The 24,535-nt window shown below is 64.7% G+C and carries 19 protein-coding genes; 10 read left to right on the top strand and 9 right to left on the bottom strand.

Features of this window, described 5'->3' with window-relative positions:
• On the bottom strand, positions 1 to 2,040 hold the full coding sequence (locus tag WIT60_RS07790) for a DUF1631 family protein (protein WP_339583366.1): 2,040 nt from the start codon (positions 2,038 to 2,040) through the stop codon (positions 1 to 3).
• Between the two features lie 258 nt (positions 2,041 to 2,298).
• On the opposite strand from WIT60_RS07790, the gene flhB reads away from it, so the two are divergent.
• The 6 genes from flhB (at position 2,299) to WIT60_RS07760 (ending at position 10,516) form a co-directional block, all read left to right on the top strand.
• On the top strand, positions 2,299 to 3,483 hold the full coding sequence (flhB, locus tag WIT60_RS07785; protein ID WP_339583365.1) for a flagellar biosynthesis protein FlhB: 1,185 nt from the start codon (positions 2,299 to 2,301) through the stop codon (positions 3,481 to 3,483).
• A 5-nt stretch (positions 3,484 to 3,488) separates the two neighbouring features.
• On the top strand, positions 3,489 to 5,585 hold the full coding sequence (gene flhA / locus WIT60_RS07780; RefSeq protein ID WP_339583442.1) for a flagellar biosynthesis protein FlhA: 2,097 nt from the start codon (positions 3,489 to 3,491) through the stop codon (positions 5,583 to 5,585).
• Positions 5,582 to 7,300, top strand: coding sequence for a flagellar biosynthesis GTPase FlhF (gene flhF, locus WIT60_RS07775; RefSeq protein WP_339583364.1), 1,719 nt, complete (start codon positions 5,582 to 5,584; stop codon positions 7,298 to 7,300). The genes flhA and flhF overlap by 4 nt, the downstream gene beginning before the upstream one ends.
• 47 nt (positions 7,301 to 7,347) lie before the next feature.
• Positions 7,348 to 8,190 carry a P-loop NTPase family protein gene (locus WIT60_RS07770; protein WP_339583363.1) on the top strand — a complete coding sequence of 281 codons (843 nt, stop codon included), beginning with the start codon at positions 7,348 to 7,350 and terminating at the stop codon, positions 8,188 to 8,190.
• Between the two features lie 5 nt (positions 8,191 to 8,195).
• Positions 8,196 to 8,921, top strand: a complete 726-nt coding sequence (locus tag WIT60_RS07765) for an RNA polymerase sigma factor FliA (protein ID WP_339583362.1) — start codon at positions 8,196 to 8,198, stop codon at positions 8,919 to 8,921.
• A gap of 164 nt (positions 8,922 to 9,085) precedes the next feature.
• Entirely contained in the window at positions 9,086 to 10,516 is a 1,431-nt protein-coding gene (locus tag WIT60_RS07760; protein ID WP_339583361.1) for a methyl-accepting chemotaxis protein, read from the top strand.
• Positions 10,517 to 10,639: 123 nt separating this feature from the next.
• Here the strand turns inward: WIT60_RS07760 and argF are convergent, their stop codons facing one another.
• Complete coding sequence (argF, locus tag WIT60_RS07755) at positions 10,640 to 11,572, bottom strand: ornithine carbamoyltransferase (protein ID WP_339583360.1); 933 nt, start codon at positions 11,570 to 11,572, stop codon at positions 10,640 to 10,642.
• Between the two features lie 2 nt (positions 11,573 to 11,574).
• Complete coding sequence (locus WIT60_RS07750; RefSeq protein ID WP_339583359.1) at positions 11,575 to 12,774, bottom strand: aspartate aminotransferase family protein; 1,200 nt, start codon at positions 12,772 to 12,774, stop codon at positions 11,575 to 11,577.
• 337 nt (positions 12,775 to 13,111) lie between these two features.
• Here WIT60_RS07750 and WIT60_RS07745 point away from each other — a divergent pair, with 337 nt between their 5' ends.
• Positions 13,112 to 13,483: a DUF3579 domain-containing protein gene (locus WIT60_RS07745; RefSeq protein WP_339583358.1), complete on the top strand. Its 372-nt coding sequence runs from the start codon at positions 13,112 to 13,114 to the stop codon at positions 13,481 to 13,483.
• Between the two features lie 49 nt (positions 13,484 to 13,532).
• Here the strand turns inward: WIT60_RS07745 and WIT60_RS07740 are convergent, their stop codons facing one another.
• Positions 13,533 to 15,296, bottom strand: coding sequence for a methyl-accepting chemotaxis protein (locus WIT60_RS07740; RefSeq protein ID WP_339583357.1), 1,764 nt, complete (start codon positions 15,294 to 15,296; stop codon positions 13,533 to 13,535).
• Between the two features lie 281 nt (positions 15,297 to 15,577).
• The gene (gene rpsT / locus WIT60_RS07735) at positions 15,578 to 15,871 is read right to left on the bottom strand and encodes a 30S ribosomal protein S20 (protein WP_339583356.1); all 294 of its coding nucleotides are present in this window, start codon (positions 15,869 to 15,871) and stop codon (positions 15,578 to 15,580) included.
• Between the two features lie 188 nt (positions 15,872 to 16,059).
• Between rpsT and murJ the strand changes: the two genes are divergently transcribed.
• Positions 16,060 to 17,622 (top strand): murein biosynthesis integral membrane protein MurJ, encoded by a 1,563-nt coding sequence (murJ, locus tag WIT60_RS07730; RefSeq protein ID WP_339583355.1) that lies wholly within the window; start codon positions 16,060 to 16,062, stop codon positions 17,620 to 17,622.
• Between the two features lie 70 nt (positions 17,623 to 17,692).
• Here murJ and radA read toward each other — a convergent pair whose 3' ends face one another.
• From radA to alr, 3 genes are all read right to left on the bottom strand, one after another.
• Complete coding sequence (gene radA / locus WIT60_RS07725; RefSeq protein WP_339583354.1) at positions 17,693 to 19,066, bottom strand: DNA repair protein RadA; 1,374 nt, start codon at positions 19,064 to 19,066, stop codon at positions 17,693 to 17,695.
• 25 nt (positions 19,067 to 19,091) lie between these two features.
• Positions 19,092 to 19,592 (bottom strand): acyl-CoA thioesterase, encoded by a 501-nt coding sequence (locus WIT60_RS07720; protein ID WP_339583353.1) that lies wholly within the window; start codon positions 19,590 to 19,592, stop codon positions 19,092 to 19,094.
• A 122-nt stretch (positions 19,593 to 19,714) separates the two neighbouring features.
• Positions 19,715 to 20,824 (bottom strand): alanine racemase, encoded by a 1,110-nt coding sequence (gene alr / locus WIT60_RS07715; RefSeq protein ID WP_339583352.1) that lies wholly within the window; start codon positions 20,822 to 20,824, stop codon positions 19,715 to 19,717.
• A gap of 200 nt (positions 20,825 to 21,024) precedes the next feature.
• On the opposite strand from alr, the gene lplT reads away from it, so the two are divergent.
• A complete protein-coding gene (lplT, locus tag WIT60_RS07710; RefSeq protein WP_339583351.1) occupies positions 21,025 to 22,314 on the top strand; it encodes a lysophospholipid transporter LplT in 1,290 nt (429 codons plus the stop codon).
• A 95-nt stretch (positions 22,315 to 22,409) separates the two neighbouring features.
• Positions 22,410 to 22,850, top strand: coding sequence for a hypothetical protein (locus WIT60_RS07705; RefSeq protein WP_339583350.1), 441 nt, complete (start codon positions 22,410 to 22,412; stop codon positions 22,848 to 22,850).
• Positions 22,851 to 22,885: 35 nt separating this feature from the next.
• On the opposite strand, the gene WIT60_RS07700 is transcribed toward WIT60_RS07705, so the two are convergent.
• Entirely contained in the window at positions 22,886 to 24,448 is a 1,563-nt protein-coding gene (locus WIT60_RS07700; protein WP_339583349.1) for a helicase HerA-like domain-containing protein, read from the bottom strand.
• Positions 24,449 to 24,535: the final 87 nt, after the last annotated feature.

The following is a 24,535-nucleotide window of genomic DNA, read 5'->3' as shown; positions in this document are numbered from 1 at the left end:
TCAGTCGCCGAGATCGCCCATCAGGCTGTCGGCGGCGCGCTGCACCAGGCTGCGCTGCTGCACCTCGGTCACCAAGCCCTGCTCGCGCAGGTTGCACAGCACCTGGCGAGGCAGGGTGTGTATGTCGTCGGTCTGACGACCGGTGAACATGAAAAAGCGCTGGTTGCGACTCACCCAGATCAGACGCGAGTTGACCCACTCTCCCTGGATCGACAGTTTGAACCAGGTGCCCGGATGCAGGCCTTCCACCCAGGCCTCAGCGGCCTCAGGCCCGGATGGGGTGTCCTCGGCCGCCGACAGGCCCATGGGCACCGTGGGCAAGGCACCGACATGCACTTTGGGCTCGGGGTCGGGGTTGAGCTGCTCCCACACCGAGTCAATGTGCTCCGAGCGCATCTGCGAGACGATTTCGTGCGGTGTCAGTTCGCGCGGGGGCTCGCTCGGCGTGGCGGGCGCTGGCGGGCTGCGTAGGTAACGTGCGTGAACAACCATCAGCTGTTCCATCAGGTCGCCACGCAGCTTGGGGGGCCAGTTGATGAGGGCCATGCCCTTGCGCAGCCGCTCGGTGAGCGAGGGCAGCATCGCACGCAGGCGGTCGCGCTCGTCCAGTGTCGTCGGACGCTGCAAGCTGGTCACCAACTCTTCCACGACGTTGATCAGGCCATGGCTTTCTTGCTCGTCCATGTCTCCCTGGGTCATCACGTGGACCATGACGTCGACCCAGGGCCCCCGCAGGAAGTCACTGACGACGATCGGGACCGTGTGCCCTTCCAGATGCTGCTCCACTTGCTGGTGGAGCAGGCCTTTGAGGGTTTCCAGATGGTCGGCCTCTTCCAGGGCTTTGAGCGTGGCTTCGCGGCTGGCCAGCAACTCCGCGCTCTGCGCGTCGATCGCTTCCTGGATGGCCTGACGTGCCTGCACGAAGTCGTCAGCCTGGGGGCTGGTGTTGCTCACCAACTGGTCAATGATGGGGCGGATCCGTTCGATGAAGGCGTGCTGCTCAGCCGCCTCATCATGTCGGAACCCACCCACATAGGACACCAGATCGTTGATGAGCTGCCAACTCGGGTGCTGCAGGTTTTCCACCAGCTGTGGCTCTTGCAGGGCCAGACGGATCATGCTGGTCTGCAGGTCCTGCACCACCGGCTGCACGGCGGGGACGGAGCCGCTTTCCTTGACCATGCGTTCCAGCAACTGACTCAGACTCTGGATGGCGTGCGGGTCGTCAACCTGGGCGCCGAGTTGGTTGAGCGGCAGTTGTTGCAGTGCGCGGTCGAGTGCGGCCGTCACCACAGACGGACTCATCTGCAGGGCCGCGGGCAGCCGTTGCAGCAGGGCATCCAGTGCCCCAGGGCGGTTCACGTCCAGTGCCGCGGCCGCCGGTGCGTGCGGGTTGATCACGGCCTTGTACTCAACCGGGATCACACCTTCCTGATGCAGTTGCAGGTTGGCATCGCCATAAAAGCGATGCAGCAGGCGGGCCAGCTCCTTGCCGGCCACGCGCAGCAGCAGCTGTCGCTCGGCGCCAGGCAGCTGCAGCACGGACACCGCGTCACTCAAGGCACGGGCGAAAGCGGCCGGACTGAATGGGTTGGCCTCGGCGTGGATGTCGGGATCGCCACGCAAGGCGGCCGTGTAGGACTGAAACTCGCGCAGCGACCACTCGGTGACCAAGTCAATGAGCTGGACCGTGCGTGCCACCTCGATCGTGGTCTCTGCGGCGGACTCGTCCACAAGACTGAGTTCGTCGAGTTTGAGTCCGGGTGACTTGCGCGCTTCCGAGTGAGTCTGCCGGGACTGCCGCGCCATGGCGATCTCGGATTGAAAACGGTGCGTCAGGGCCTCATGGAAGCGCAACTGGTGCTGCTGCAGGAGGCTGGCAAGCCCGAAGATCAACTGCCGATCCTGCGCCACGGCCAAGTCTCCCTTGGGCGCACGCAAGGCTTCGAGTGTGCGGCGGATCACGCTGTTGGCCAGTTCGGGCAGCAGCCCGATCAGGCGCTCGCAATGGGCTTGGAACTGGGGGGTCTCGGAGGTCATCGACGCGGCAGGATGGGGTTGGCGGGCCTGAGCCTGATTCGGACGGTTGGGGCAGTGTGACGGATTGGGGGCGCCGTCAACTGCCAATGAAGCCTCATTTTGCAGGCAATTGTCACATTTGTGATGTGTCCGGGTGGGCACGTGGTCACCCAACGGGTGTCGGGTGCGGGGAAAAGGGGGTGGGCGGCCCTGCTTATCTCGCTCAAGTTTGGGCGGGGCTGACCAACAATCCTGTCCCAGCAGGAGTGTTTTCTCACCATGTCCGACGACAGCGCACAAGACAAGCAGTTACCCGCCACCGCGCGGAAGCTGCAGAAAGCCAAGGAAGAAGGCCAGGTGGTCCGCTCGAAGGACCTGGGCCACTTTCTGGTCGTGCTCGTCGCCACCGGCGTGCTGATGGGGCTCACGCCGGTGTGGATGAACCACATGCAGAAGCTCTTGAATGCCGGCCTGCGCTTTGACGCGCGCACCGTGGCCGCACCCGAGATGATGGTTCAGCGCCTGAGTGCGTGGGCCTTGGAGGGGTTGATCGTGGTGATTCCCTTTGCGATCGGCATCGCGTTCGCTTCGGTGGCGGCCAGCGTCTTGGCGGGTGGCTGGGTGATGTCCTTCAAGGTGCTGCAACCCAAGTTCAGCACACTCAATCCCATCAGCGGCATTGGCCGGGTGTTCTCCAAGCAGCAGCTCATCGACGCTCTCAAGGCCAGCTTGCTGGGGCTGATCCTCGGTGTGGCGGGAGTCATGTTCCTGTACAAAGCTTGGCCCCGCATGGTCGACCTGCTGGCGATGCCGCTGCCGGCGGCCATCGCGACCTTGGGGTCCACTCTGGCCGAGGTGATGGGTTCGATGTTGCTGGTGATCGCGGCTTTCGCCTTGCTGGACTGGCCGTTGCAGAAGTTCTTGTTTGCCCAGCGCATGCGCATGAGCCATCAGGACGTCAAGGAAGAATTCAAGCAGCAGGAAGGCAACCAGGAGGTCAAGGGCCGCATCAAGCAGCTGATGCGCGAGCAGGCTCGCAAGCGCATGCTGGCCGCTGTGCCCACGGCCGATCTGGTCGTGATGAACCCGACCCACTACGCTGTGGCGCTAAAGTACGACGAGGCCAGCATGGGCGCGCCGCGTGTGGTGGCCAAGGGCCTGGACCTGGTCGCGCTCAAGATCCGTGACATCGCCACCGAGCACCGTGTCCCTGTGCTCGAAGCGCCGCCACTGGCCCGTGCGCTGTATGCCAACACCGAGCTGGAGCAGGAAGTGCCGGTGGCCCTGTACACCGCCGTCGCCCAGGTGATGGCCTATGTGTTCCAGCTGCGTCAGGCCCTGACCGGCCAGGCCCCGATGCCGGGCAACCTGCCCGATCTGGAGGTGCCGCGCGAGCTCGATCCCCAGCAGTCCGACAAGGCGAAGGCCCGCGCCGCCGCCATGCAAGCAGAGGCTGAAGCATGAACCCGATGTTGCTCAAACTCCAGGCCCTGACGGGCGGTGATCCCAAGCGCTTCCAGGCCATGGCCGCCCCCATCGTGGTGGTGGCCGTGCTGGCGCTGATGGTGCTGCCGCTGCCGCCCTTCCTGCTGGATTTGTTCTTCACCTTCAACATCGCCACCGCCCTGATGGTGATGATGGTGGCTGCCACCATGCTGCGGCCGCTGGACTTTGCGGCCTTCCCGGCCGTGCTGCTGCTGACCACCTTGCTGCGCCTGGCACTGAACGTGGCCTCGACCCGGGTCGTGCTGATGGAAGGCCACACCGGCACCGGCGCTGCGGGCGCAGTGATCGAGTCCTTCGGTCACTTCCTGATCGGTGGCAACTTTGCGGTCGGCCTGATCGTGTTCGCCATCCTCGTCGTGATCAACTTCGTCGTGATCACCAAGGGTGCCGAGCGGATCGCCGAAGTCGGCGCACGGTTTGCCCTGGACGCGATGCCCGGCAAGCAAATGGCCATTGACGCCGACATGAATGCCGGCCTCATCGACGAGCCCGAGGCCAAGCGCCGTCGCCGTGAAGTGCAGGAAGAGGCCGAGTTCCATGGCTCCATGGACGGTGCCTCCAAGTTCGTGCGTGGCGACGCCATCGCCGGCATCCTGATCCTGTTCATCAACATCATTGGTGGCTTCATCATCGGCGTCGTGCAGCACGGTCTGTCGGCTTCTGAGGCCGCCAGCTCCTACATCCTGCTGGCCGTGGGTGATGCCCTGGTCGCACAGATCCCGGCCCTGCTGATCTCGGTGGCCGCCGCCATGGTGGTGTCCCGCGTGGGCAAGGAGCAGGACGTTGGCACCCAGATCATGGGTCAGATGCTGGCCAATCCCAAGGTGCTGGGTGTGGCCGCCGGCATCATCTTCCTGCTGGGCGTGATCCCGGGCATGCCATCCATCGTCTTTTTGCCGGTGGCCAGCCTGTTGGGTTACGGCGCCTGGCGCAACCACCAGAAGCAGGAGGCAGAGCGCCTGGCGCCCAAGCCGGTCGAAAAGCCCGCGGCCGCGGTCGCCCCCGGTGGCGAGGCCACCTGGGAAGACCTGCAGCCCGTCGACACCCTGGGCCTGGAAGTCGGCTATCGCCTGATCCAGCTGGTTGACAAGGACCGTGGCGGCGACCTGCTCAACCGGATCAAGGGCGTTCGCCGCAAGTTCGCGCAGGAAGTCGGATTTTTGCCACCGTCCGTCCACATCAAGGACAACCTGGAACTGCGCCCCAGCTTCTACCGCATCACCCTGCGCGGGGCTGTCGTGGGCGAGGGCGAGGTCTTCCCCAACATGCTGATGGCGATCAATCCGGGGCATGTGACGAACCCCATTCAGGGGGCGGCGGCCACCGATCCGGCCTTCGGGTTGCCGGCGGTGTGGGTGGAGGAGCGGCAAAGGGATGCCGCACAAATGGCGGGTTACACGGTCGTTGATCCATCGACCGTCGTGGCCACACATCTCTCACACTTGATGCAACTGCACGCCGCCAAGCTGCTGGGCCGGGTTGAGACCCAACAGCTGGTGGAGCATGTGACAAAACTGGCTCCCAAACTCATCGAAGACGTGGTTCCCAAAATGGTCGGCATCCCCATCCTGCAAAAGGTCCTCCAGCTCCTGCTGGAAGAGGGTGTGCACATCCGCGACATGCGCTCCATCATCGAAACCCTGGCCGAAAGCGCCTCGGCCGGTGGTCAGGTGGCGCAGGATCCGGCCGAGTTGGCCCGCCGCATTCGCATTGGCCTGGCTCCTGCCATCGTGCAGCAGATCTATGGCCCGGTGAAGGAGCTGGACGTCATCGCCATCGAGCCCGACCTCGAACGCCTGCTGACCCAGGCCCTGACCTCGCCCAACGGTCCCATGCTGGATCCGGGCGTGGCCGACCACCTCACGCGCCAGGCGGCCGATGCCACCCAGCGCCAGGAAAACATGGGTCAACCGGCCTGCCTGCTCGTGCCAGACGCCATCCGCCCCTCGGTGGCCCGTCTGCTCAAGCGTGCGGCCCCGCGTCTGAAGGTGCTGGGCCACAGCGAGATCCCTGAGACCCATTCGATTCGCATCGGTACCCTGATCGGAGGCCACGCATGAACGTCAAGCGCTTCATTGGACGCAACAGCCGCGAGGCCATGCAAAAGGTCAAGGCGGCATTCGGCGACGACGCCGTGGTCCTCTCCACCAAGCCCGCGGCCGAAGGCGGCATCGAGATCCTGGCGATGGCCGGCGAGAGCATCCCTGCGATCGACAGCTACGTCAAGGACACCCCCGCCCCCCGTGCGCCCGCCAGCACGGCGCCGGTCGGTGCTCGCAAGGCGGCCGATGCCCCTGCCGCCGCACCCGCCCGCTCGGCCATGGCCAACCTGGCCAGCTCCGTGCAGGACGACGTCAAGCAACTGGCCATGAGCACCTTGTCCTTCCAGGACTACGTGCGCGAGCGCATGCTCAAGCGTCGCCAGGCTGCCCTGCAGTCGCGCGCCGAGCCCGTGGCAGCAGCCAACGCCGAAGAACAACTCAGCCAGCGCTTTGCCGCCCCCAAAGCTGCCCCGATTCCCGAAGCGGCCGCAGCCATCGACCTGGGCGCCGATCTGGTTCACCGCCCCGTGGCCGCTCAGGCCCATGACGAACACCTGGCCGAAGACTGGGCGGCCTACCAGGCCGAAGCCGCGGCCGTGGCCAGCGCCCCGCGCGCGGCCGCACCCGTTCGCGCCGCCCGCGCCACCGCAACGCCTGCCGCGCACGCCGACCTGACGATGGCTCAGATGGTGCCTGCTTCAGCCGTCCGTGCCGAAGCTGCGCGACCCAGTGCCGTCGAAGTGGCCACCGCCGAAGCCCTCAAGGCAGCGCAGGACGCCAACGCCTTCATGATGAGCGAGCTGCGTGCCATGCGCGCCATGATGAAAGAGCGCTTCGACACCATGGCCTTCGTCGAAAAGCTCGGCCGTACGCCGGCCCAGGCCGCCCTGGCGCAAAAGCTGCTCGATGGCGGTTTCTCGGCCGTGCTGATCCGCAAGATGCTCGACGCCATGCCCGCCGAAGTCATCGACGGCACCCACGACGAAGTGCAGTGGGCCACCCAGGTGCTGCAACGCAACCTCAACACGGCCGACCGTGAACGCGCCATCGAAGACCAAGGCGGTGTGTTCGCCCTGATCGGCTCCACCGGTGTGGGCAAAACCACGACAACTGCCAAGCTGGCCGCCACCTTCGCGGCCAAGCACGGTGCTTCCAACCTGGGTCTGATCACCCTGGATGCCTACCGCGTCGGCGCCCATGAACAGCTGCGTGCCTACGGCCGCATCCTGGGCGTGCCCGTGCACATGGCCCACGACCGCGCCGCGCTGGAAGACCTGCTGGAGCTGCTGTCCGGCAAGAAGATGATCCTCATCGACACCGCCGGCATGGCCCAGCGCGATGGCCGCACCAAGGAACTGCTCGACCTGCTGGCCCACCCCAGCATCAAGAAGCTGCTGGTCATCAACACCGCGGCCCAGGGCGACGCCATCGAAGACGTGATGCACGCCTACCAGGCCGATGCCTGTGCCGGCGTCATCCTCTCCAAGCTCGACGAGGCCGTCAAGCTCGGCCCGGCCCTGGACGCCCTGATTCGTCACAAGCTCAAGGTGGTCGGCGTGGCCAACGGCCAGCGCGTGCCCGAAGACTGGCACCGCCTGTCCTCGCAGGCCCTGGTGCACCGCGCCCTGCGCGCCAGCCTGAACCCGGCCTACCGCCTCGACCCCACCGAGGTCAGCCTCGTGTTCTCTGCCCCCAGCCACACGGAAACCCAGGCCGCCGCCCGCGCCATGTGAAGCCTCGTGGCTCCCTGAACGCAAGCCAACGTTCTCAGACAGCGCCGATGACACGCCACGCCCGTTCCCAGGCCGGCTCTGCCGGCACCCGCGCCCACCATCCTGTTGACCAGGCCCAGGGCTTGCGGCAAATGTTCGTCTCACGCGTACTGCGCTTCATTCCGGTGGTGGCCAATGGCCGATCCGGCTGTGGCGGGCTGGTGCTGGAGCGCCTGTGTGCCGCCTACGCCGGCTTTGGCCTTCACACCCTCGTGGTCGATGCCAGCGAACAGGCACGCGCGCCCAGCGAGCTGGTGGCCTTTGATCTGGCCGAGGGCATCGAGCCCCTGTCCGACCAGATCAGCTACATGGCCGCCAGGGGCTTGCCTCTGCGCCATGTGGATGCCCGTGGCTCCTGCGCCAGCCTGCTGCCGGCCCTGGCCGATGCCTCGCCCCGCAGCGATGTGGTCTTGGTACACGCCTCGGCCAGCGAGATCGTGCGCCTGTTCGGCCAACCCGCTCGCGGCATGGCATTGCGCCCCCTGATTTTCACCAATGACATGGCCGAGGGCCTCACGGATGCCTATGCGGCCGTCAAGATCCTCAGCCAGCGCGGCGGCTGGATGAGCTACGACCTGTTGCTGTGCGCCCCCGTCGAGAGTGCCCAGGCCGAGCCTGTCGCTCAGCGCCTGGCCCGTTGCGCCGATGACTTTCTGGGGGTGGCCCAGCGCAGCGCACATCAGCTCGACCCCCAGCAAGCGGCCACCGCCGATCCCGATCCCCACTTCATGGAAATGGCTGCCGCGTTGCTCCACGGTGCCTTGCCCTTGAGCTTGGGCGATAGCGCCTTCGAACACCTCACCTCACCAGGGTCGGCCTTGCCGGCTCGCGTTGCCTCGGCCCATAATTGATGTACATGGAACCCAGCACGTACACCGCCAAAGGGCGTCTCGACGTCAATGGCATGTTGCGCCAGTACAGTCCGCTGGTGCGCCGCTTGGCGCATCAGATGATGGCCAAATTGCCTGCCAACGTCGAGGTCGACGACCTGATCCAGGTGGGCATGATCGGTCTGGCCGACGCGCTCAGCCGCTTCGATCCTGCGCAAGGGGTGCAGATCGAAACCTTTGCCACCCAGCGCATCCGGGGCGCCATGCTCGATGAGTTGCGAGGGGCGGACTGGCTCAGCCGAGGCTCCCGCAAGCAGCAGCGCGACATCGAAGGCGCCGTTCATCGTCTGGAGCAGCGCCTGGGGCGTGCGCCGCACGAAAGCGAGATCGCTGCCGAGATGGGTTTGAGCCTGCCCGATTACCAGGACATGCTCGGCAAGGTGCGTGGCACCCAACTCATCTATCTGGAAGACATGAGTGGCGACGAGGGTGATCAGGATTACCTGGATCGCCATGTCGCCGACAGTGGCAGCGACCCGCTCAGCCTCCTGCAGGACGATCGCATGCGGCATGCCCTGGTGGAAGCGATCAAGAAGTTGCCCGAACGTGAGCAACTTGTCATGAGCCTCTATTACGAAGAGGACATGAACCTCAAGGAAATCGCGGCTGTGCTGGGGGTGACCGAATCCCGCGTCTGCCAACTGCACAGTCAATCCATCGCCCGTCTGCGTGTCAAGTTGCGAGAGTGGTGAGGGGGCCCGGAGCGCTGCGCGTGGTCTGGTGATGTGTTGGCTTTGAAATGATTCAAATCAAGGGCATCGCGTTCGCTCCCCTGATTTTCCGTGGCAGCGTGCTTTTTTGCGCACCCTTTCCGGGGTTGTCCCGATAAGATGCGCCCACGAAAAAGGACATCTTCATGCGCGCTGACTCCTCTCCCGGTTACCTGTTCCACCGTCATGACATTGTGGTGCTGTGGGGCATCGCCGCTGTTTTTCTGGGCACCCTGGCTTACGGCTGGATCTACAACAACCTGACCCTCGGATTGTTGTTGGGCTTGCTGTTCATGGGCCTGTCCCTGGGGGTTGCGGCCATGTCCAAAGGCGGCTTGCTCAGCCGCGTGGGGCTGCCTGTCCTGGGCATGACCATGGTCGGCCTGATGATCCACGTCGCGCGCGGACACAGTGAGGCGCACTTTGCCGTGTTTGCTTTCCTGGCTTGCTTGGTGGTTTATCGCAGCAGCGCGGCCATCATCGCCGGGGCGGTTGCCATCGCCGTTCACCACATCACGTTCAACCAGTTTCAGACCTGGGGTTGGGGCCCGATGTGCTTCACCGAACCCAGTTTCATGCGGGTCATCGAGCATGCGCTCTACGTGGTCGTGGAGTCGATCGTGCTGGTCTTGCTGGCCCTGCGTGCCCGGTCGGACTTTGCCACGGCCGAAGAATTGATGCGCATCGTCGAACAGATCCAAGGCGACGATGGCACGGTCAATTTGCAGGTGTCTCACCTGTCAGCGCGGGGGCGCGTGAGCCGCAAGCTGCTCGATGCCCTTCAGCACATTGAAACAGCGATCCAGCAGGTGAACCGCTCGGCCGACGCCATCCGACAGGCCAGTGCCGACATCGCGCACGGCAACCAGTCTCTGAGCAGCCGTACCGAAGATGCGGCTGCCAGCATCGCGCAAACCGCCGCGTCGGTCGAGGAAATTGCCTCCACCATCCGCGCCAGCGTGGACAACGCACACCAGGCCAACCGCCTGGCAGGGCAGGCCTCCGATGTGGCGTCACGCGGTGGTGACGCTGTGCACCGCGTGGTGGACACCATGGCCGGCATCCAGCAGTCCAGCCGCAAGATCACCGACATCATCGGCGTCATCGACGGCATCGCCTTCCAGACCAACATCCTGGCGCTCAATGCCGCGGTCGAGGCCGCACGGGCCGGCGAACAGGGCCGTGGTTTTGCCGTGGTGGCCAGCGAAGTGCGTAACCTGGCTCAGCGCAGTGCCGAAGCGGCCAAGGAAATCAAGCAACTCATCACCCGCAGTGTCGAGCAGGTGGACAGCGGTAGCAGTCTGGTTGGCAGCACCGGTGAAATCATCGGTGAGGTCGTCGAACAGGTGCGTCGCGTCAGTGCCCTGGTCAGCGAAATCACCGTCTCCAGTTCCGAGCAGAACGATGGGGTTGGCCAGATCAACCTGGCCATCACCCGGCTGGATCAGACCACACAGCAAAATGCCTCCATGGTGGAGCAGACGGCTGCTGCGGCAGAGCGACTGCGCCAGCAATCCGATGAGCTCGTTGCCGCCATGGCGGTGTTCCGGGTGTCTGCCCAGAGTGCGCATCGCTGACATCGCCATGATCCAGGCGCGACATTCTGCGCGCCCATGACAAAGGGACTCCTCGGAGTCCCTTTGGTTTGTGCGCTGGCGCTGAGCCTGTCCCCATGAAGCGCTGCCCCATGGGGAGGGGCATCAGCCGATGCGTCCCAGCAGCAGGTACTCCATGAGCGCCTTCTGCACGTGCATGCGGTTTTCGGCCTCATCCCACACCACCGACTGCGGGCCATCGATCACCTCGGCTTCGACTTCCTCGCCACGGTGGGCGGGCAGACAGTGCATGAACAGGGCATTGGGTTTGGCCACGGCCATCATCTCGCGGTCCACGCACCAGTCGGCAAAAGCCTTCATGCGCGCCTCGTTCTCGGCCTCGTAGCCCATGGATGTCCACACATCGGTGGTCACCAGATCGGCGCCACGGCAGGCGTCCATCGGGTCCTTGAACACCTTGTAGCAGTCGGTGGACTGGATGCCGGCCACGGCCGGGTCGATCTCGTAGCCGCTGGGCGTGCTCACGTGCACCGTGAAGCCCAGAATTTCTGCGGCCTGCAGCCAGGTGTTGGCCATGTTGTTGCCATCACCCACCCACGCCACCACCTTGCCTTCGATCGAGCCACGGTGCTCGATGTAGGTGAAGATGTCAGCCAGGATCTGGCAGGGGTGGTACTCGTTGGTCAGGCCGTTGATGACCGGCACGCGCGAGTTGGCGGCAAACTTCACCAGCTTGGCCTGCTCGTAGGTGCGGATCATCACCAGGTCCACCATGCGCGAAATCACCTTGGCGCTGTCCTCGATGGGCTCGCTGCGGCCCAGCTGGCTGCCATCGGTGGTCAGGTGCACCACCGAGCCGCCCATCTGGTACATGCCCGCCTCGAAACTCACGCGCGTGCGAGTGGACGCTTTTTCGAAGATCATCGCCAGCGTGCGGTCGGCCAGCGGGTTGTACTTCTCGTAGTTCTTGAACCGCTTCTTGATGATCGCGGCGCGGTCAAACAGGTAGGCGTACTCCTGCGCACGCAGGTCCTTGAACTGCAGGTAATGCTTGATCAGACTCAATCCGGGCTTCATGGTCAGGCCACGCTTTCAGACAGGAATTGATGCACGATGGGAGCCAGGATGGCGACCAGGTCGTCGGCTTGTTCGGTCGTGAAGATCAGGGGCGGCAGCAGTCGCACCACGGTGTCGGCGGTCACACTCAGCAGCAGGCCAGCCTCCATCGCGCGCGTCAGGATCACACCGCAGGGGCGGTCCAGCTCGATGCCGATCATCAGGCCTTGGCCACGGATCTCCTTCAGACCCTTCTCGCTGCCCAGGTCGCGTCGCAGCGCCGCCATCAGGTGCTTGCCCACATGGTCGGCCTGCGCCAGCAACTGCTCCTCTTCCATCGCCTCGATGGTGGTGACGCCCGCCCGCATCGCCAGCGGGTTGCCACCGAAGGTGGTGCCGTGGTTGCCCGCTTGCAGCACATTGGCCGCCTTGGGGCCGCACACCACCGCGCCAATCGGCACGCCCGAACCCAGGCCCTTGGCCAAAGGCATCACGTCCGGCTGGATGCCCGCCCACTGGTGGGCGAACCACTTGCCGGTGCGCCCCATGCCGCACTGCACCTCGTCGAGCATCAGCAAGATGCCCTTGTCGTCACAGATGCGGCGAGCAGCTTGCAGGTAGTCCACACGCGCCGGGGTGATGCCACCTTCACCCTGGATGGTTTCCATGAAGATGGCGGTCACGTTGGGGTGGCTGGCCACGGCAGCTTCCAGCGCCGCAATGTCGTTGAAGGGCACGCGCACAAAACCTTCCACCAGCGGCTCGAAGCCGGCGTGGATTTTGGTGTTGCCGGTGGCCGACAGCGTGGCAATCGAGCGGCCATGGAAGGCGCGTTCGCACACGATCACTTCGGCACGGTGAATGCCCTTGTCATGGCCGAACTTGCGCGCGATCTTCAGCGCGGCCTCGTTGGCCTCCAGGCCCGAGTTGCAGAAGAAGGCATTGGTCAGCCCCGAGCGCTCCACCAGCAGGCGCGCCAGCTCTTCCTGCAGCGGCACCTGATAGTAGTTGCAGCTGTGGATCATCTTGGTGACCTGATCCTGCAAGGCCGCGACCAGCTTCGGGTGCTTGTGACCCAAGGTGTTGACGGCGATGCCCGACAGGCCATCCAGATAGCGTCGGCCCTCGGTGTCCCAGACGTAGGCGCCTTCGCCATGCGACAAGGCAATGGGCAGGCGGCCGTAAGTGGGCATCACATGGGGCATCGACACGGGGGCGTTCATGGCTCAGGTCTCACATCAGGAAAGAAAAATGGCGCAGCAGGCACTGCGCCAAGGGACATTCTATGTAAAAGGCGACCGTTTGCGCGCGCGCGCCAGCGCGTGAGCCCCACTCGCCGGGTGCGGATTCTGCGCAGTGGGCTTGCGGTGGGGGCTCGGCTCCACGACAATCACGTCCTGTCATGGACGGAAACACTGGTTTCGGACGTGTCCTGTGACAAGGTGCTGCGCCGGGTTACCCGCCAGGGGGCTCACCTTGTAGGTCGTGACTGCCAGACACAATCTGGGGGTCGCTTTTTTCTGTCAATTCACCCATTGAGCAGCCGTCGGAAGCGCCACCGTGTCGACGTACCCCCCTTCCTCCCCCCCCAAGAAACCGCGTGAATTCTTCATTCAGGGCATCACCCAGAACGGCCGCCCATTCCGTCCCAGCGACTGGGCCGAGCGTCTGGCCGGTGTGATGTCAGGCTTTCGCCCCGGCGGTGCCGCGCAAGGCCCCGGCGCACACATTGGCTACTCCCCGTACTGCGTGCCCACCAGCTTGGGCAACATCAAGTGCGTCGTTGTCAACGAGGCTTTGCGTTCACTGGAGCCCATGGCCTGGGACTTCGTGATGAACTTTGCCAAGGACAACGGCCTGCAAGTGGTCGAGGGTTGCCTGCTCAACCCCGAAACCGGCGCCAGACAGCCACCTGACAAAAAGCCCGCCTAGTGCGGGCTTTTTTGACGGCCGCACCAGGCGGCTCAGGGTTTGGGGATGCTCAGAATGAGGTCCAGTCGTCGTCCGATGCCGCCTGGGTGTGGGTCGGGTTGGCTCGGTTGGGAGCAGGCGTCGCAGGGGACTTGGCGGCGGTGGGCGGCGTGGAGCGCGCGGCAGCCTTGACCGGCGGTTTGATCGCGGGAGCAGCCGCTGGCTTGGGGGGCGTCACGGCGCGCACCGGGGCGACCGAAGATGAAACCGACGGTTGTCCTCCGGCCACCTTGAACGATGCAACCGTTTGCACAAGGTCTTGCGCCTGGCTGCGCAGACTGCTCGCAGCGGCTGCCATCTGCTCCACCATCGCCGCATTCTGTTGCGTGGTCTGATCCAGTTGCATGACCGCTTCGCCCACCTGAGACACGCCGGCACTTTGTTCGCTCGATGCCGCACTGATCTCGGCCACGATGTCGGAGACGCGGCGGATGCTGGTGACGATCTCGTTCATGGTGGCGCCGGCGCGGTCGACCTGTCCGGTCCCTTGTTCCACCCGGGAAACACTGTCCGTGATCAGGGTCTTGATTTCCTTGGCAGCCTCGGAGCTGCGTTGTGCCAGGTTGCGCACTTCACCCGCGACCACGGCAAAACCACGTCCTTGCTCGCCAGCGCGAGCGGCTTCGACGGCTGCGTTCAAGGCCAGGATGTTGGTCTGGAAGGCAATACCGTCGATCACGTTGATGATCTCGGCGATCTGACGGGAGCTTTCGCTGATGCCCTTCATGGTCTCGACGACCTGCCCCACCACCTCCCCGCCCTGGATGGCCACGCTGGACGCATTGTTGGCCAACTGGTTGGCCTGGCGGGCGTTGTCGGCATTTTGTTGCACGGTGGAGCTCAGTTGCTCCATTGAGGCGGCTGTTTCCTCCAGGGCGCTGGCCTGACTTTCGGTGCGGGAGCTCAGGTCCTGGTTGCCCTGTGCGATCTCGGACGAGGCGGTGGACACGGACTCGGCGCCCTGGCGCACACGCATCACCACATCGCTGAGGGATGCCTGCATGGCAATCAACTCTTGCAGCAGTTCGGCAATCTCGTCCTTCCCGAGCACCTGAATGCGGTGGGTCAGGTCACCCGTGGCCACGGCGTGGGCCGCCGCCTTCGCCTCCTTGAGGGAGTTGCGGATGCCTTGCTGCAACAGCCACCCGAGCAAGGCTGCGGCAGACAGGCCCAGCACGATCGAGCCAATGGACAGCGCACGTTGCAGTGCGTAGAAGGCCGTGGCGGCTTGATACTCTTCGTTGGCAATCCGATTCTGCAGTTCCATCAGAGCATTGATGGCCTTCTGAAAGGCTGGGGCTTGAGGGCTGATGCGTCCTTCGTACATGCCGCTGCCGGTGGACAGGTCGCGCGCGGCCAGGATCTTGGCCGTGGGCAAAATGGCCTCTGCGGTGTAGGCGAGCCCCAGCTTTTCCATCTCGGCCGCCAACTTGGCTTCCTCGGGTGTCATCTTGGTGGCCTTGTAGGCCTTCCAGATTGACATGATCTGCTCCTGGTTGGCCTGGATCTCGTTTTGACGCTTGTCCAGGTGCGCTTGATCGCCCTCCCGGCCGAGGGTGAGCATCATGTCCATCACCAGGATGCGGTTACGGTTGGCCAGGTAGTTGATGTCACCCAACTGCTTGAGGGGGACGGCACGGTCTTCGTAGATCGAGCGCATCCGATCGTTCGTCTGGCTCATGCCGTACAGCCCCAACAGGCCGACGAAGACGAGCAAGGTGGCCAGCACACTCAGCATCAGCAGGATGCGGGTGGAGATTTTGAGTTGGTTCATGGAGATCCGAGCAGGTTGATGCGAACAACGTAAGGGGCTGATCGACAGCATCGGTAGAGCGAACAACTGCGTAGCGATGACGGTGACAGATCCACAGGACGCATCAGTTTCCGTGATCCTGAATCGAGGCGTCAATCCGTCATGTGCAATTTGCCCGGCAAGCGGCAACTATTCGGCACAAAGCAAAACGCCCGATGCATGCATCGGGCGTTGCGTGCTGACGTGAGTCAGCAAGTTCAGTGGTGTACGCCAGCCGAGAGGCTGACGTTGTGCTCACCGAATCAGGCGGCCATGGCCTTGACCTTGGCAGACAGACGGCTCTTGTAACGAGCGGCCTTGTTCTTGTGGAAGATGCGCTTGTCGGCGATCGAGTCGATCACGCTTTGGGCGTTCTTGAAGGCTTCGGAAGCCTTGGCCTTGTCGCCGGTGGCCACAGCCTTCAGCACGCTCTTGACGGCGGTGCGGAACTTGGAACGCAGCGAGGTGTTGGCGGCGTTCAGCTTGACGTCTTGGCGAGCGCGCTTGCGGCCCGAGGCGATGCGAACGGTCTTCTTGGCTTTGGATGCAGATGCCATGATATGCAGGCCCTGTAGATGCCTGGCCGTTGCGCTGCGCACAAACCGTCAAGTTTGCAAGCCCGCTTCACGCCAATTCGCACCCCACGAGGGCAAAGTTGGTTGGAAAGCCAAACATCATAACAGAGTCCGTGTGATCCGTCCAATCTCGGGGGCGGGCAAGGCAGGCACCTTTCTATAATGCGGCGATGAGTCTGCTCAAATCCGCATCCATCGTTTCCCTGCTGACCCTGGCGTCACGCATCACAGGTCTGGTTCGGGAGTTGCTCATCGCGGCGGCCTTCGGAGCCAGCGCCACCACCGACGCCTTCAACGTGGCGTTCCGCATCCCCAATCTGCTGCGCCGCCTGTTTGCCGAAGGCGCGTTTTCGCAGGCCTTCGTGCCCATCCTGGCCGAAACGCGGACTCAGAAGGGTGACGAGGCCACGCATGACTTGGTCAATGCCGTGGGCACGGTGCTGTTCGGCGCCTTGTTGATCACCTGTGTGCTGGGTGTGGTGGGCGCGCCGGTGCTGGTCTGGGTCATGGCTTCGGGTCTGCAGGAAAGCGGCGGCTTCGATGCCGCTGTGGTCATGACGCGCTGGATGTTTCCCTACATCGGCTTCATGTCGCTGGTGGCCTTGAGCGCCGGCATCCTCAACACCTGGAGCCGCTTTGCGGTGCCGGCGGCCACGCCGGTGCTGCTCAACCTGTCCACCATCGGGGCTGCCGTCTTCGTTGCGCCGCTGTTCGAGCGCCACGGCATCGAGCCGGTGTACGCGCTGGCGGTGGGGGTGATGCTGGGTGGCCTGCTGCAACTGGGGGTGCAGGTGCCCGCCTTGTTGAAGATTGGCATGGTGCCCCGGATCGGCCTGACCCCGGGGGCGTGGCGACGCGCCTGGTCGCATCCGGGCGTCAAGCGCGTGCTGCGCCAGATGGCGCCGGCCATCCTGGGTGTGTCGGTGGCACAGATCTCGTTGCTGATCAACACCCAGATCGCCTCGCATTTGGGGGCGGGCTCGGTGTCCTGGCTCACCTATGCTGACCGCTTGATGGAGTTCCCCACGGCCATGCTGGGGGTAGCCCTGGGTGTGGTGCTGCTGCCCCAGCTGTCGCGCGCACAGGCGGCGGGCGACGCCGCTCGTTTCTCGGACATGTTGGACTGGGGGCTGCGTCTGGTGGTTTTGCTGGCCCTGCCGGCGGCCGTGGGCTTGCTGCTGTTTGCCGAGCCGCTGGTGGCGGTGCTCTACCACTATGGACGATTCACCCCGCATGACGTGCAGCAGACCGTGCTGGCGCTGTCTTGCTACGGCGTGGGTCTGCTGGGCCTGATCGGTGTGAAGGTGCTGGCGCCCGGTTTCTACGCCACGCAAGACATCAAGACACCGGTGCGCATCGGCATCATCGTGCTGGTGATCACGCAGTGTTTCAACGCGGTGTTCGTGCCTTTCCTGAGTCATGCCGGGCTGGCCTTGTCGATCGGCCTGGGTTCGCTGGTCAACGCCACGTGGTTGCTGATCGGGCTGCGTCGTTCGGGGCGCTACCAGCCCTCGCCGGGCTGGTGGCTGTTTGCGCTGCGGGTGGGCGTGGCCTCGGCCATTTTGGGCGTGGGGCTGTGGCTGGGCGTGCAGCACATTGATTGGGTGGGCTTGCGCGCGCAGCCCATGGTGCGCATCGGCGCGCTGGCCGCCTGTCTGGTGGGCGCCGCGGTGGTGTACTTTGGTGCGCTGGCGCTGTCTGGTTTGAACCTGCGCAAGGCTATACGTCGCTGAACCGACAGGCTGCCACCCCAGGGCGAGGGGGCAGGATTGCCCGGCCCGGCCAGCCCGATAGGGCTGACGCTCACATCAGCGAGCGCACCAGGCTGATGGCCTCTTCCACACGTTCCACCGGGTGAATGGTCAGGCCTTCAATGGGCTTCTTGGGTGCATTGGCCTTGGGCACTACTGCGATGCTGAAACCCAGCTTGGCTGCCTCCTTCAGGCGTTCCTGACCGCGCGGGGCAGGGCGCACCTCACCCGCCAGGCCCACTTCGCCAAACGCGAGGAAGCCTTTGGGCAGTGGCTTGCCGCGCAGGCTGCTCTGGATGGCCAGCAACACGGCCAGGTCGGCGGCCGGTTCGCTGATGCGCACGCCGCCCACCGCGTTGACGAACACATCCTGGTCTGAGCAGGCCATGCCAGCGTGGCGGTGCAGCACGGCCAGCAGCATCGCCAGGCGATCGCGCTCAAGGCCGACGCTCAGGCGGCGCGGGCTGGGGCCGCCCGCGTCGACCAGGGCTTGAATTTCGACCAGCAGCGGCCGTGTGCCTTCCAGCGTCACCAACACGCACGAGCCAGGCACCGGCTCACTGTGCGTGGACAGGAAGATGGCGCTGGGGTTGGTCACACCCTTGAGCCCCTTGTCCGTCATCGCGAACACGCCAATCTCGTTGACCGCGCCAAAGCGGTTCTTGATGGCGCGGATCAGGCGGAAGCTGCTGTGCGTGTCGCCTTCGAAGTACAGCACCGTGTCCACGATGTGCTCCAGCACGCGCGGGCCGGCAATCGCGCCTTCCTTGGTCACGTGGCCCACCAGCACGGTGGCGCAACCGCTGGCCTTGGCCACGCGGGTCAGGTGGGCAGCGCATTCGCGCACCTGCGCCACCGAGCCTGGCGCCGAGGTGAGCTGATCCGAGTAAATGGTTTGGATCGAGTCGATCACGCAGAAGGACGGCTTTTCGGCGTCCATCGTCGCGATGATGTTTTCCAACTGGATCTCGGCCTGCACCCGCACCTGTGAGCCGTCCAGGCCCAGCCGGTGCGCCCGCAGCGCCACCTGGGCACCGCTTTCTTCGCCGGTCACATACAGCACGGGCATCTGGCGTGACAGGGCATCGAGCGCCTGCAGCAGCAAGGTGGATTTGCCGATGCCGGGATCGCCCCCGATCAGCACCACGCCGCCCGAGACGATGCCACCGCCCAACACCCGGTCCAGCTCCTCCAGTCCGGTCGGCGTGCGGGCGACATCGGCGGCCTCGATCTGCGCCAGCGTGGTGACCGGCTGCGCCGCGTTCAGGCCGCGCGAGAGCGCCTGCATCCGGTTCTTGCTGGCGGCGGGCTCTGCGCGTGTCTCTTCGAGGGTGTTCCAGGCGTTGCACTGGGGGCATTTGCCCAGCCACTTGGGGCTGACGCCCCCGCACTCGCTGCAGGTGTAGACGGTTTTCTCTTTGGCCATGCCCCTATTGTCAGGGACGTAGATCTCAGGCCGCGGGTGTCTCGCCCGATTGAATGGCCTTGAAACGCTGCTCCAGCTCCTGGCGCAGTTGGCGACGCAACTTGGCGGCCTTGAAGCGACGCTCTTCTTCCGGTGTGGACGGGGTCAGCGGGGTAACGGGCGTGGGTTTGGCGTGCTCGTCGACCGCCACCATGGTGAAGAAGCAGCTGTTGGCGTGGCGCACGACCTGGGTGCGGATGTTCTCGGCGATCACCTTGATGCCAATCTCCATCGACGAGGTGCCGGTGTAGTTCACCGAGGCCAGGAAGGTCACCAGCTCACCCACGTGGATGGGCTGACGGAAGGTCACCTGGTCCACCGACAGCGTGACCACGTACGAGCCGGCATAGCGGCTGGCGCAGGCATAAGCCACCTGGTCGAGCAGCTTGAGGATGGTGCCGCCATGCACGTTGCCAGAGAAGTTGGCCATGTCGGGCGTCATGAGCACGGTCATGCGCAATTGGTGGCGTTGGTGTTCGATGTCCATGTGGGGTTCCGATTCGGTCTGCGCGTCAACAGGGCTGCGGTGCCGAAAGAGGTGAAGCAAGAAGGGTGCGAGGCTGTTCGCAGTGTGCCAAATCGGCACAAAAGCTGCGCCATCGCCGCCGATCACCCCTGATGGGGTTGGAGGACTTCCACTGGCACTCGGGGTGACAGGGCGCACATCAACTCGTAGCCGATCGTGCCGCAATGCTGCGCCACCTCATCGATCGACAAAAGGCTGTGGTGGGGGCCACGGCCCCACAAGGTGACTTCGGTGCCCAGGTGGGCCTGTGGCACCAGGCTCAGGTCCACGGCCAGCATGTCCATCGAGACGCGGCCAATCAGCGGCACACGCACGCCGTCCACCAGCACAGGTGTCCCCGTCGGGGCGTGTCGAGGGTAGCCGTCCGCGTAACCGCAGGCCACCACGCCGATGCGCATCTCGCGGTCGGCGGTGAAAGTGCTGCCGTAGCCCACCGTGTCACCGGCTTGCAGGTGCTGAATCCCGATGAGCTTGCTGTGCAAGGTCATCGCCGGCTGCAGATTCCAGTGGGTGGCATCGTGCTCAGGGTAGTCGGGGGACGCGCCATAGAGCATCACGCCGGGGCGGATCCAGTCCCCTCGGATGGCCGGGTCGTGTGCGTGGCGCAATGTTGCGGCGCTGTTGCACAAACTGCGTTCGCCACTGAGGTCGGCGGTGTGGGTGAGGAACACCTCGGCCTGCTGCGAGATGCCCTTGGGGCTGTCGGCGTCCGAAAAGTGGGTGATGAAGGACACCTCGTCGACCTGGGGCAGGGCGCTCAGGCGCAGCCAGGCGTTGCGAAAGGCCTGCGGCGTGAAGCCCAGTCTGTTCATGCCGGTGTTCATCTTCAGGAACACGCGGTGAGGCCATTCGCTCTTGTGCTGAGCCAGCCAGTTGATCTGCTCTTCACAGTGCACCACGTGCCACAGGTTCAGGCGCGAACACCATTCCAGATCCCGCGCGTCGAACACGCCTTCGATCAACAAGATGGGACCGCGCCAGTCGAGGTCGCGCAGGCGCTGGGCCTCGGCGATGTCGAGCAAGGCAAAGCCATCGGCACTGCGCAGTCCTTCGAACACGCGCTGCAGGCCATGCCCATAAGCATGAGCTTTGACCACGGCCCACACACGGGCATCCGGGGCACAGTCACGCGCTCGCTGCAGGTTGTGTTGAAGGGCATCGAGGTGGATCAGAGCTTGGAGCGGGCGCGGCATGGGCATGATTTTGCCACCCTGACGCCTGCGCATCCCCGCTCCCCTCTGTTCATGCGTCAGCTTGTCGGGCTCAGGGCGTGCAGAATAGGAGGCCGTGCTATAACCGGCGGCCGTTGATGTGACCAAGGCTTTGCAATGCCGGGACATGTTCGCCGGTCTGGCATGCAACCCACGGAAATGATCTCTCACGACGCTCGCGCATGAAAAAAGGCTTTTACACCATCATGGCGGCGCAGTTCTTCAGCTCGCTGGCCGACAATGCGCTCTTCGTCGCTGCGGTTGAACTGCTCAGAACCGACGGCTCGCCAGAGTGGCAGCGTGCGGCGTTGGTGCCGATGTTTGCGCTCTTTTACGTGGTGTTGGCGCCATTTGTCGGGGCGTTCGCTGATGCGTGGCCCAAAGGCAAGGTCATGTTCATCTCCAACGCCATCAAGGTGGTGGGGTGTCTGATGATGCTCTTCGGCTCCCATCCCTTGCTTGCCTATGCGGTGGTGGGCCTGGGCGCGGCGGCTTACTCGCCGGCCAAGTACGGCATCCTCACCGAACTCCTGCCACCGTCTCAGCTGGTGAAGGCCAATGGCTGGATCGAAGGGCTGACCATCACCTCCATCATTCTGGGCGTGGTCCTCGGCGGTCAGTTGATGGGGCATGCGATCGCGCCCTGGTTGCTGTCCGTCGACCTGCCGATGGTGGACACGGGCATCACCACACCCGCCGAGGCGGCCATTGCCACGCTGATCATCTTCTACGTCATCGCCTCGCTGTTCAACCTGCGCATCCCGCGCACCGACACCCCCTTGCAGCCCTATGCGGCCAATCCGGTGTTCCTGGTGCGTGATTTCGCGTCGTGCAACTCGCGGCTGTGGCGTGACAAGCTGGGTCAGATCTCGCTGGCCACCACCACGCTGTTCTGGGGCGTGTCGGGCAACCTGCGCTACATCGTGCTGGCGTGGGCCGCCGTTGCCCTGGGTTACGACACCACGAAAGCTTCGGCGCTGGTGGGGGTCGTCGCCATTGGCACGGCCGTGGGAGCCGTCGTTGCGTCGGTCAAGATGCGGCTGGATCAGGCCACCTTGGTGATCCCCTTGGGCGTGGCCATGGGCGTGCTGGTCATCGGCATGAATTTCCTGCGTGACATCACCCCCACCGTGCCTTTCATGATTGTGCTGGGGGCTCTGGGTGGCTTCCTGGTGGTGCCCATGAACGCGCTGCTGCAGCATCGCGGCCACAACCTCATGGGTTCGGGTCGCTCGATTGCGGTGCAAAACTTCAATGAGCAAGCCTGCATCCTCTTGTTGGGCTTGATGTATGCCGGCTTGACCCATTCGGGTCTGTCGGCCTATGGGGCGATCACGGCCTTTGGTCTGTTCGTGGCCAGCGTGATGCTGTTGATTGGCCTGTGGCACCGCAGCAATGTCCGCAGGCACCCCGACGAGGTGGCGCGCCTGCTGGAGATCGCGCGCAGCGACGGTCACCACCACCATCACTGAGTCGCCCTCGGACACAAGCCCTTACATCGCTTTACATGCGGTGTGTCTGCGTGCTGTGGATGCGGTGCGTTGAAGTCTCAAAGGAGAGAAACTTCATGCGTACCTCAATGCAAACATGGTTGTCCCGTCTGGTCGTGATCACTGGGCTCGGGTTGGGGGCGATGTCAGCCCAGGCTGGCGGCGGGGTGTACTGGGCCGTCAATGTCGATGCCCCCGTGCAGGGCGTTGGCCGCGTGAGCACGGCGGTCTCCAACACCCGCGGCGGCGTTCACTCCCATCCTGGCGTGGTGGTCTACGCGCCGCCGCCGGTGGTGGTGCACCATCCTCGCCCCCCTGTGGTCTGGGTGCCGGGGCACGGCTACGGACCTGTGCCGGTGGTGTACGCCCCGCCCACGCGCATGTACCGGGAAGATCGGGCGCGTTGGGGTCGTGATCATCGCGGGCATCACCATCACCACCATCATGAACATCGGCACGGTGGCCGAGATGACCGCGGTGGCCGAGACGACGATCGCCACGGTTGGCGTCGCGATTGAGCGGTGGGGCTCAGTGGGGCTGTGCGCTGCAGGCGTCAGCGCCTGCGGCTGCCACCCAGCAGCGAGCCCAACACGCCGCGGATGATTTCCCGGCCCACGGTCGAGCCAATGGTGCGCGCGGCCGACTTGGCCACCGTTTCCAGTACCGAGTCCTTGCGGCCGCTGCCTTGCAGCAGGTCACCCAGCCATCCGCCGCCTGATTCGGCAGGCGCGCTGCGGTCGGTGCCCGACGGCGCCGAGCGGGGCGAACGCACAGCCTCTTGAGCCTCGTCACGCAGGCTGCGCTCATCACTGTCCTGCGGGGCGGCGGGGGCGGCCTGGCCGGCGGCGCGGCCCTTGAGTTTTTCGTGGGCCGATTCCCGGTCCACCACCTGCTCGTACACGCCCGCCACCAGCGACTGGCTGATCAGGGCCTGGCGCTGCGCCGGGGTGATGGGGCCGATCTGGCTGCCCGGTGGCACTACAAACACACGCTGGGTCACGCCGGGGCGCCCCTTTTCGTCCAGCAGGCTCACCAGCGCTTCGCCGACGGCCAGCTCGGTGATGGCCGTGGCGATGTCCAGGCCCGGGTTGGCACGCATCGTGTCGGCTGCCGATTTGACGGCTTTCTGGTCGCGCGGGGTGAAGGCGCGCAGCGCGTGCTGCACGCGGTTGCCCAACTGCCCCAGCACGGTGTCGGGGATGTCCAGCGGGTTCTGGGTCACGAAGTACACGCCCACGCCTTTGGAGCGCACCAGACGCACGACCAGCTCGATGCGCTCAATCAGGGCGGCCGGGGCATCCTTGAACAGCAGGTGGGCCTCGTCGAAGAAGAACACCAGCTTGGGCTTGTCGAGGTCACCCACCTCGGGCAGGGTCTCGAACAGCTCGGACAGCATCCACAGCAGGAAGGTGGCGTACAGGCGGGGCGAGTGCATCAGCTTGTCGGCCGCGAGGATGTTGACCACGCCCTTGCCGTCGACCGTCTGCATGAAGTCGCTGATGTTGAGCATGGGCTCGCCGAAGAAGCGGTCGCCGCCTTGCTCTTCAATTTGCAGCAGGCCGCGCTGGATGGCGCCGATGCTCGCCGGGCTGATGTTGCCGTAGCTGGTGGTGAACTGGCTGGCGTTGTCGCCCACGTGCTGCAGCATGGCGCGCAGGTCTTTGAGGTCGAGCAGCAGCAGGCCGTTGTCATCGGCCACCTTGAAGACCAGTTGCAGCACGCCGGCCTGGGTGTCGTTCAGGTTGAGCATGCGGCCCAGCAGCAGCGGTCCCATGTCCGAGATGGTGGCGCGCACCGGGTGGCCTTGCTCACCAAAGACGTCCCACAGCGTGGTGGGGCAGGATTGGGGTGCAGGTGGTTCGATACCGCGCTCGGTCAGGATGGCGGCCAGCTTGGGCGAGACGCTGCCGGTTTGCGAGATGCCGGTCAGGTCGCCCTTGATGTCAGCCAGGAAGACGGGGACGCCCAGGTTGGACAGGCCCTCGGCCAGCGCCTGCAAGGTGATGGTCTTGCCGGTGCCGGTGGCGCCCGTGATCAGGCCGTGTCGGTTGGCCAGGGCGGGCAGCAGGTGGCATTCGGTGTCGCCGTGACGGGCAATCAGGATCGGGTCGGCCATGGTGCAGGGGCTCCACAACGGTCAAAAGGGTCGGACTTCGGTCAATCCGGCGGGCTGCGTGGGCGACTTGATCCGCGTCAAGCGCGC

It is taken from the genome of Aquabacterium sp. G14 (assembly GCF_037482285.1).
Classification (GTDB): domain Bacteria; phylum Pseudomonadota; class Gammaproteobacteria; order Burkholderiales; family Burkholderiaceae_C; genus Aquabacterium.
The sequence above is the reverse complement of the archived record's forward strand: the minus strand, read 5'-3'. Positions and strand labels throughout refer to the sequence as shown.

Coding starts and splice junctions, on each gene's coding strand:
- WIT60_RS07750 (WP_339583359.1), bottom strand. CDS start 12,774: ATGAACGCCCCCGTGTCGATGCCCCATGTGATGCCCACTTACGGCCGC.
- flhF (WP_339583364.1), top strand. CDS start 5,582: ATGAACGTCAAGCGCTTCATTGGACGCAACAGCCGCGAGGCCATGCAA.
- rpsT (WP_339583356.1), bottom strand. CDS start 15,871: ATGGCATCTGCATCCAAAGCCAAGAAGACCGTTCGCATCGCCTCGGGC.
- flhA (WP_339583442.1), top strand. CDS start 3,489: ATGTTGCTCAAACTCCAGGCCCTGACGGGCGGTGATCCCAAGCGCTTC.
- flhB (WP_339583365.1), top strand. CDS start 2,299: ATGTCCGACGACAGCGCACAAGACAAGCAGTTACCCGCCACCGCGCGG.
- WIT60_RS07790 (WP_339583366.1), bottom strand. CDS start 2,040: ATGACCTCCGAGACCCCCCAGTTCCAAGCCCATTGCGAGCGCCTGATC.
- WIT60_RS07770 (WP_339583363.1), top strand. CDS start 7,348: ATGACACGCCACGCCCGTTCCCAGGCCGGCTCTGCCGGCACCCGCGCC.
- WIT60_RS07700 (WP_339583349.1), bottom strand. CDS start 24,448: ATGGCCGACCCGATCCTGATTGCCCGTCACGGCGACACCGAATGCCAC.
- WIT60_RS07720 (WP_339583353.1), bottom strand. CDS start 19,592: ATGGACATCGAACACCAACGCCACCAATTGCGCATGACCGTGCTCATG.
- WIT60_RS07765 (WP_339583362.1), top strand. CDS start 8,196: ATGGAACCCAGCACGTACACCGCCAAAGGGCGTCTCGACGTCAATGGC.
- WIT60_RS07740 (WP_339583357.1), bottom strand. CDS start 15,296: ATGAACCAACTCAAAATCTCCACCCGCATCCTGCTGATGCTGAGTGTG.
- alr (WP_339583352.1), bottom strand. CDS start 20,824: ATGCCGCGCCCGCTCCAAGCTCTGATCCACCTCGATGCCCTTCAACAC.
- WIT60_RS07760 (WP_339583361.1), top strand. CDS start 9,086: ATGCGCGCTGACTCCTCTCCCGGTTACCTGTTCCACCGTCATGACATT.
- argF (WP_339583360.1), bottom strand. CDS start 11,572: ATGAAGCCCGGATTGAGTCTGATCAAGCATTACCTGCAGTTCAAGGAC.
- radA (WP_339583354.1), bottom strand. CDS start 19,066: ATGGCCAAAGAGAAAACCGTCTACACCTGCAGCGAGTGCGGGGGCGTC.
- WIT60_RS07705 (WP_339583350.1), top strand. CDS start 22,410: ATGCGTACCTCAATGCAAACATGGTTGTCCCGTCTGGTCGTGATCACT.
- lplT (WP_339583351.1), top strand. CDS start 21,025: ATGAAAAAAGGCTTTTACACCATCATGGCGGCGCAGTTCTTCAGCTCG.
- murJ (WP_339583355.1), top strand. CDS start 16,060: ATGAGTCTGCTCAAATCCGCATCCATCGTTTCCCTGCTGACCCTGGCG.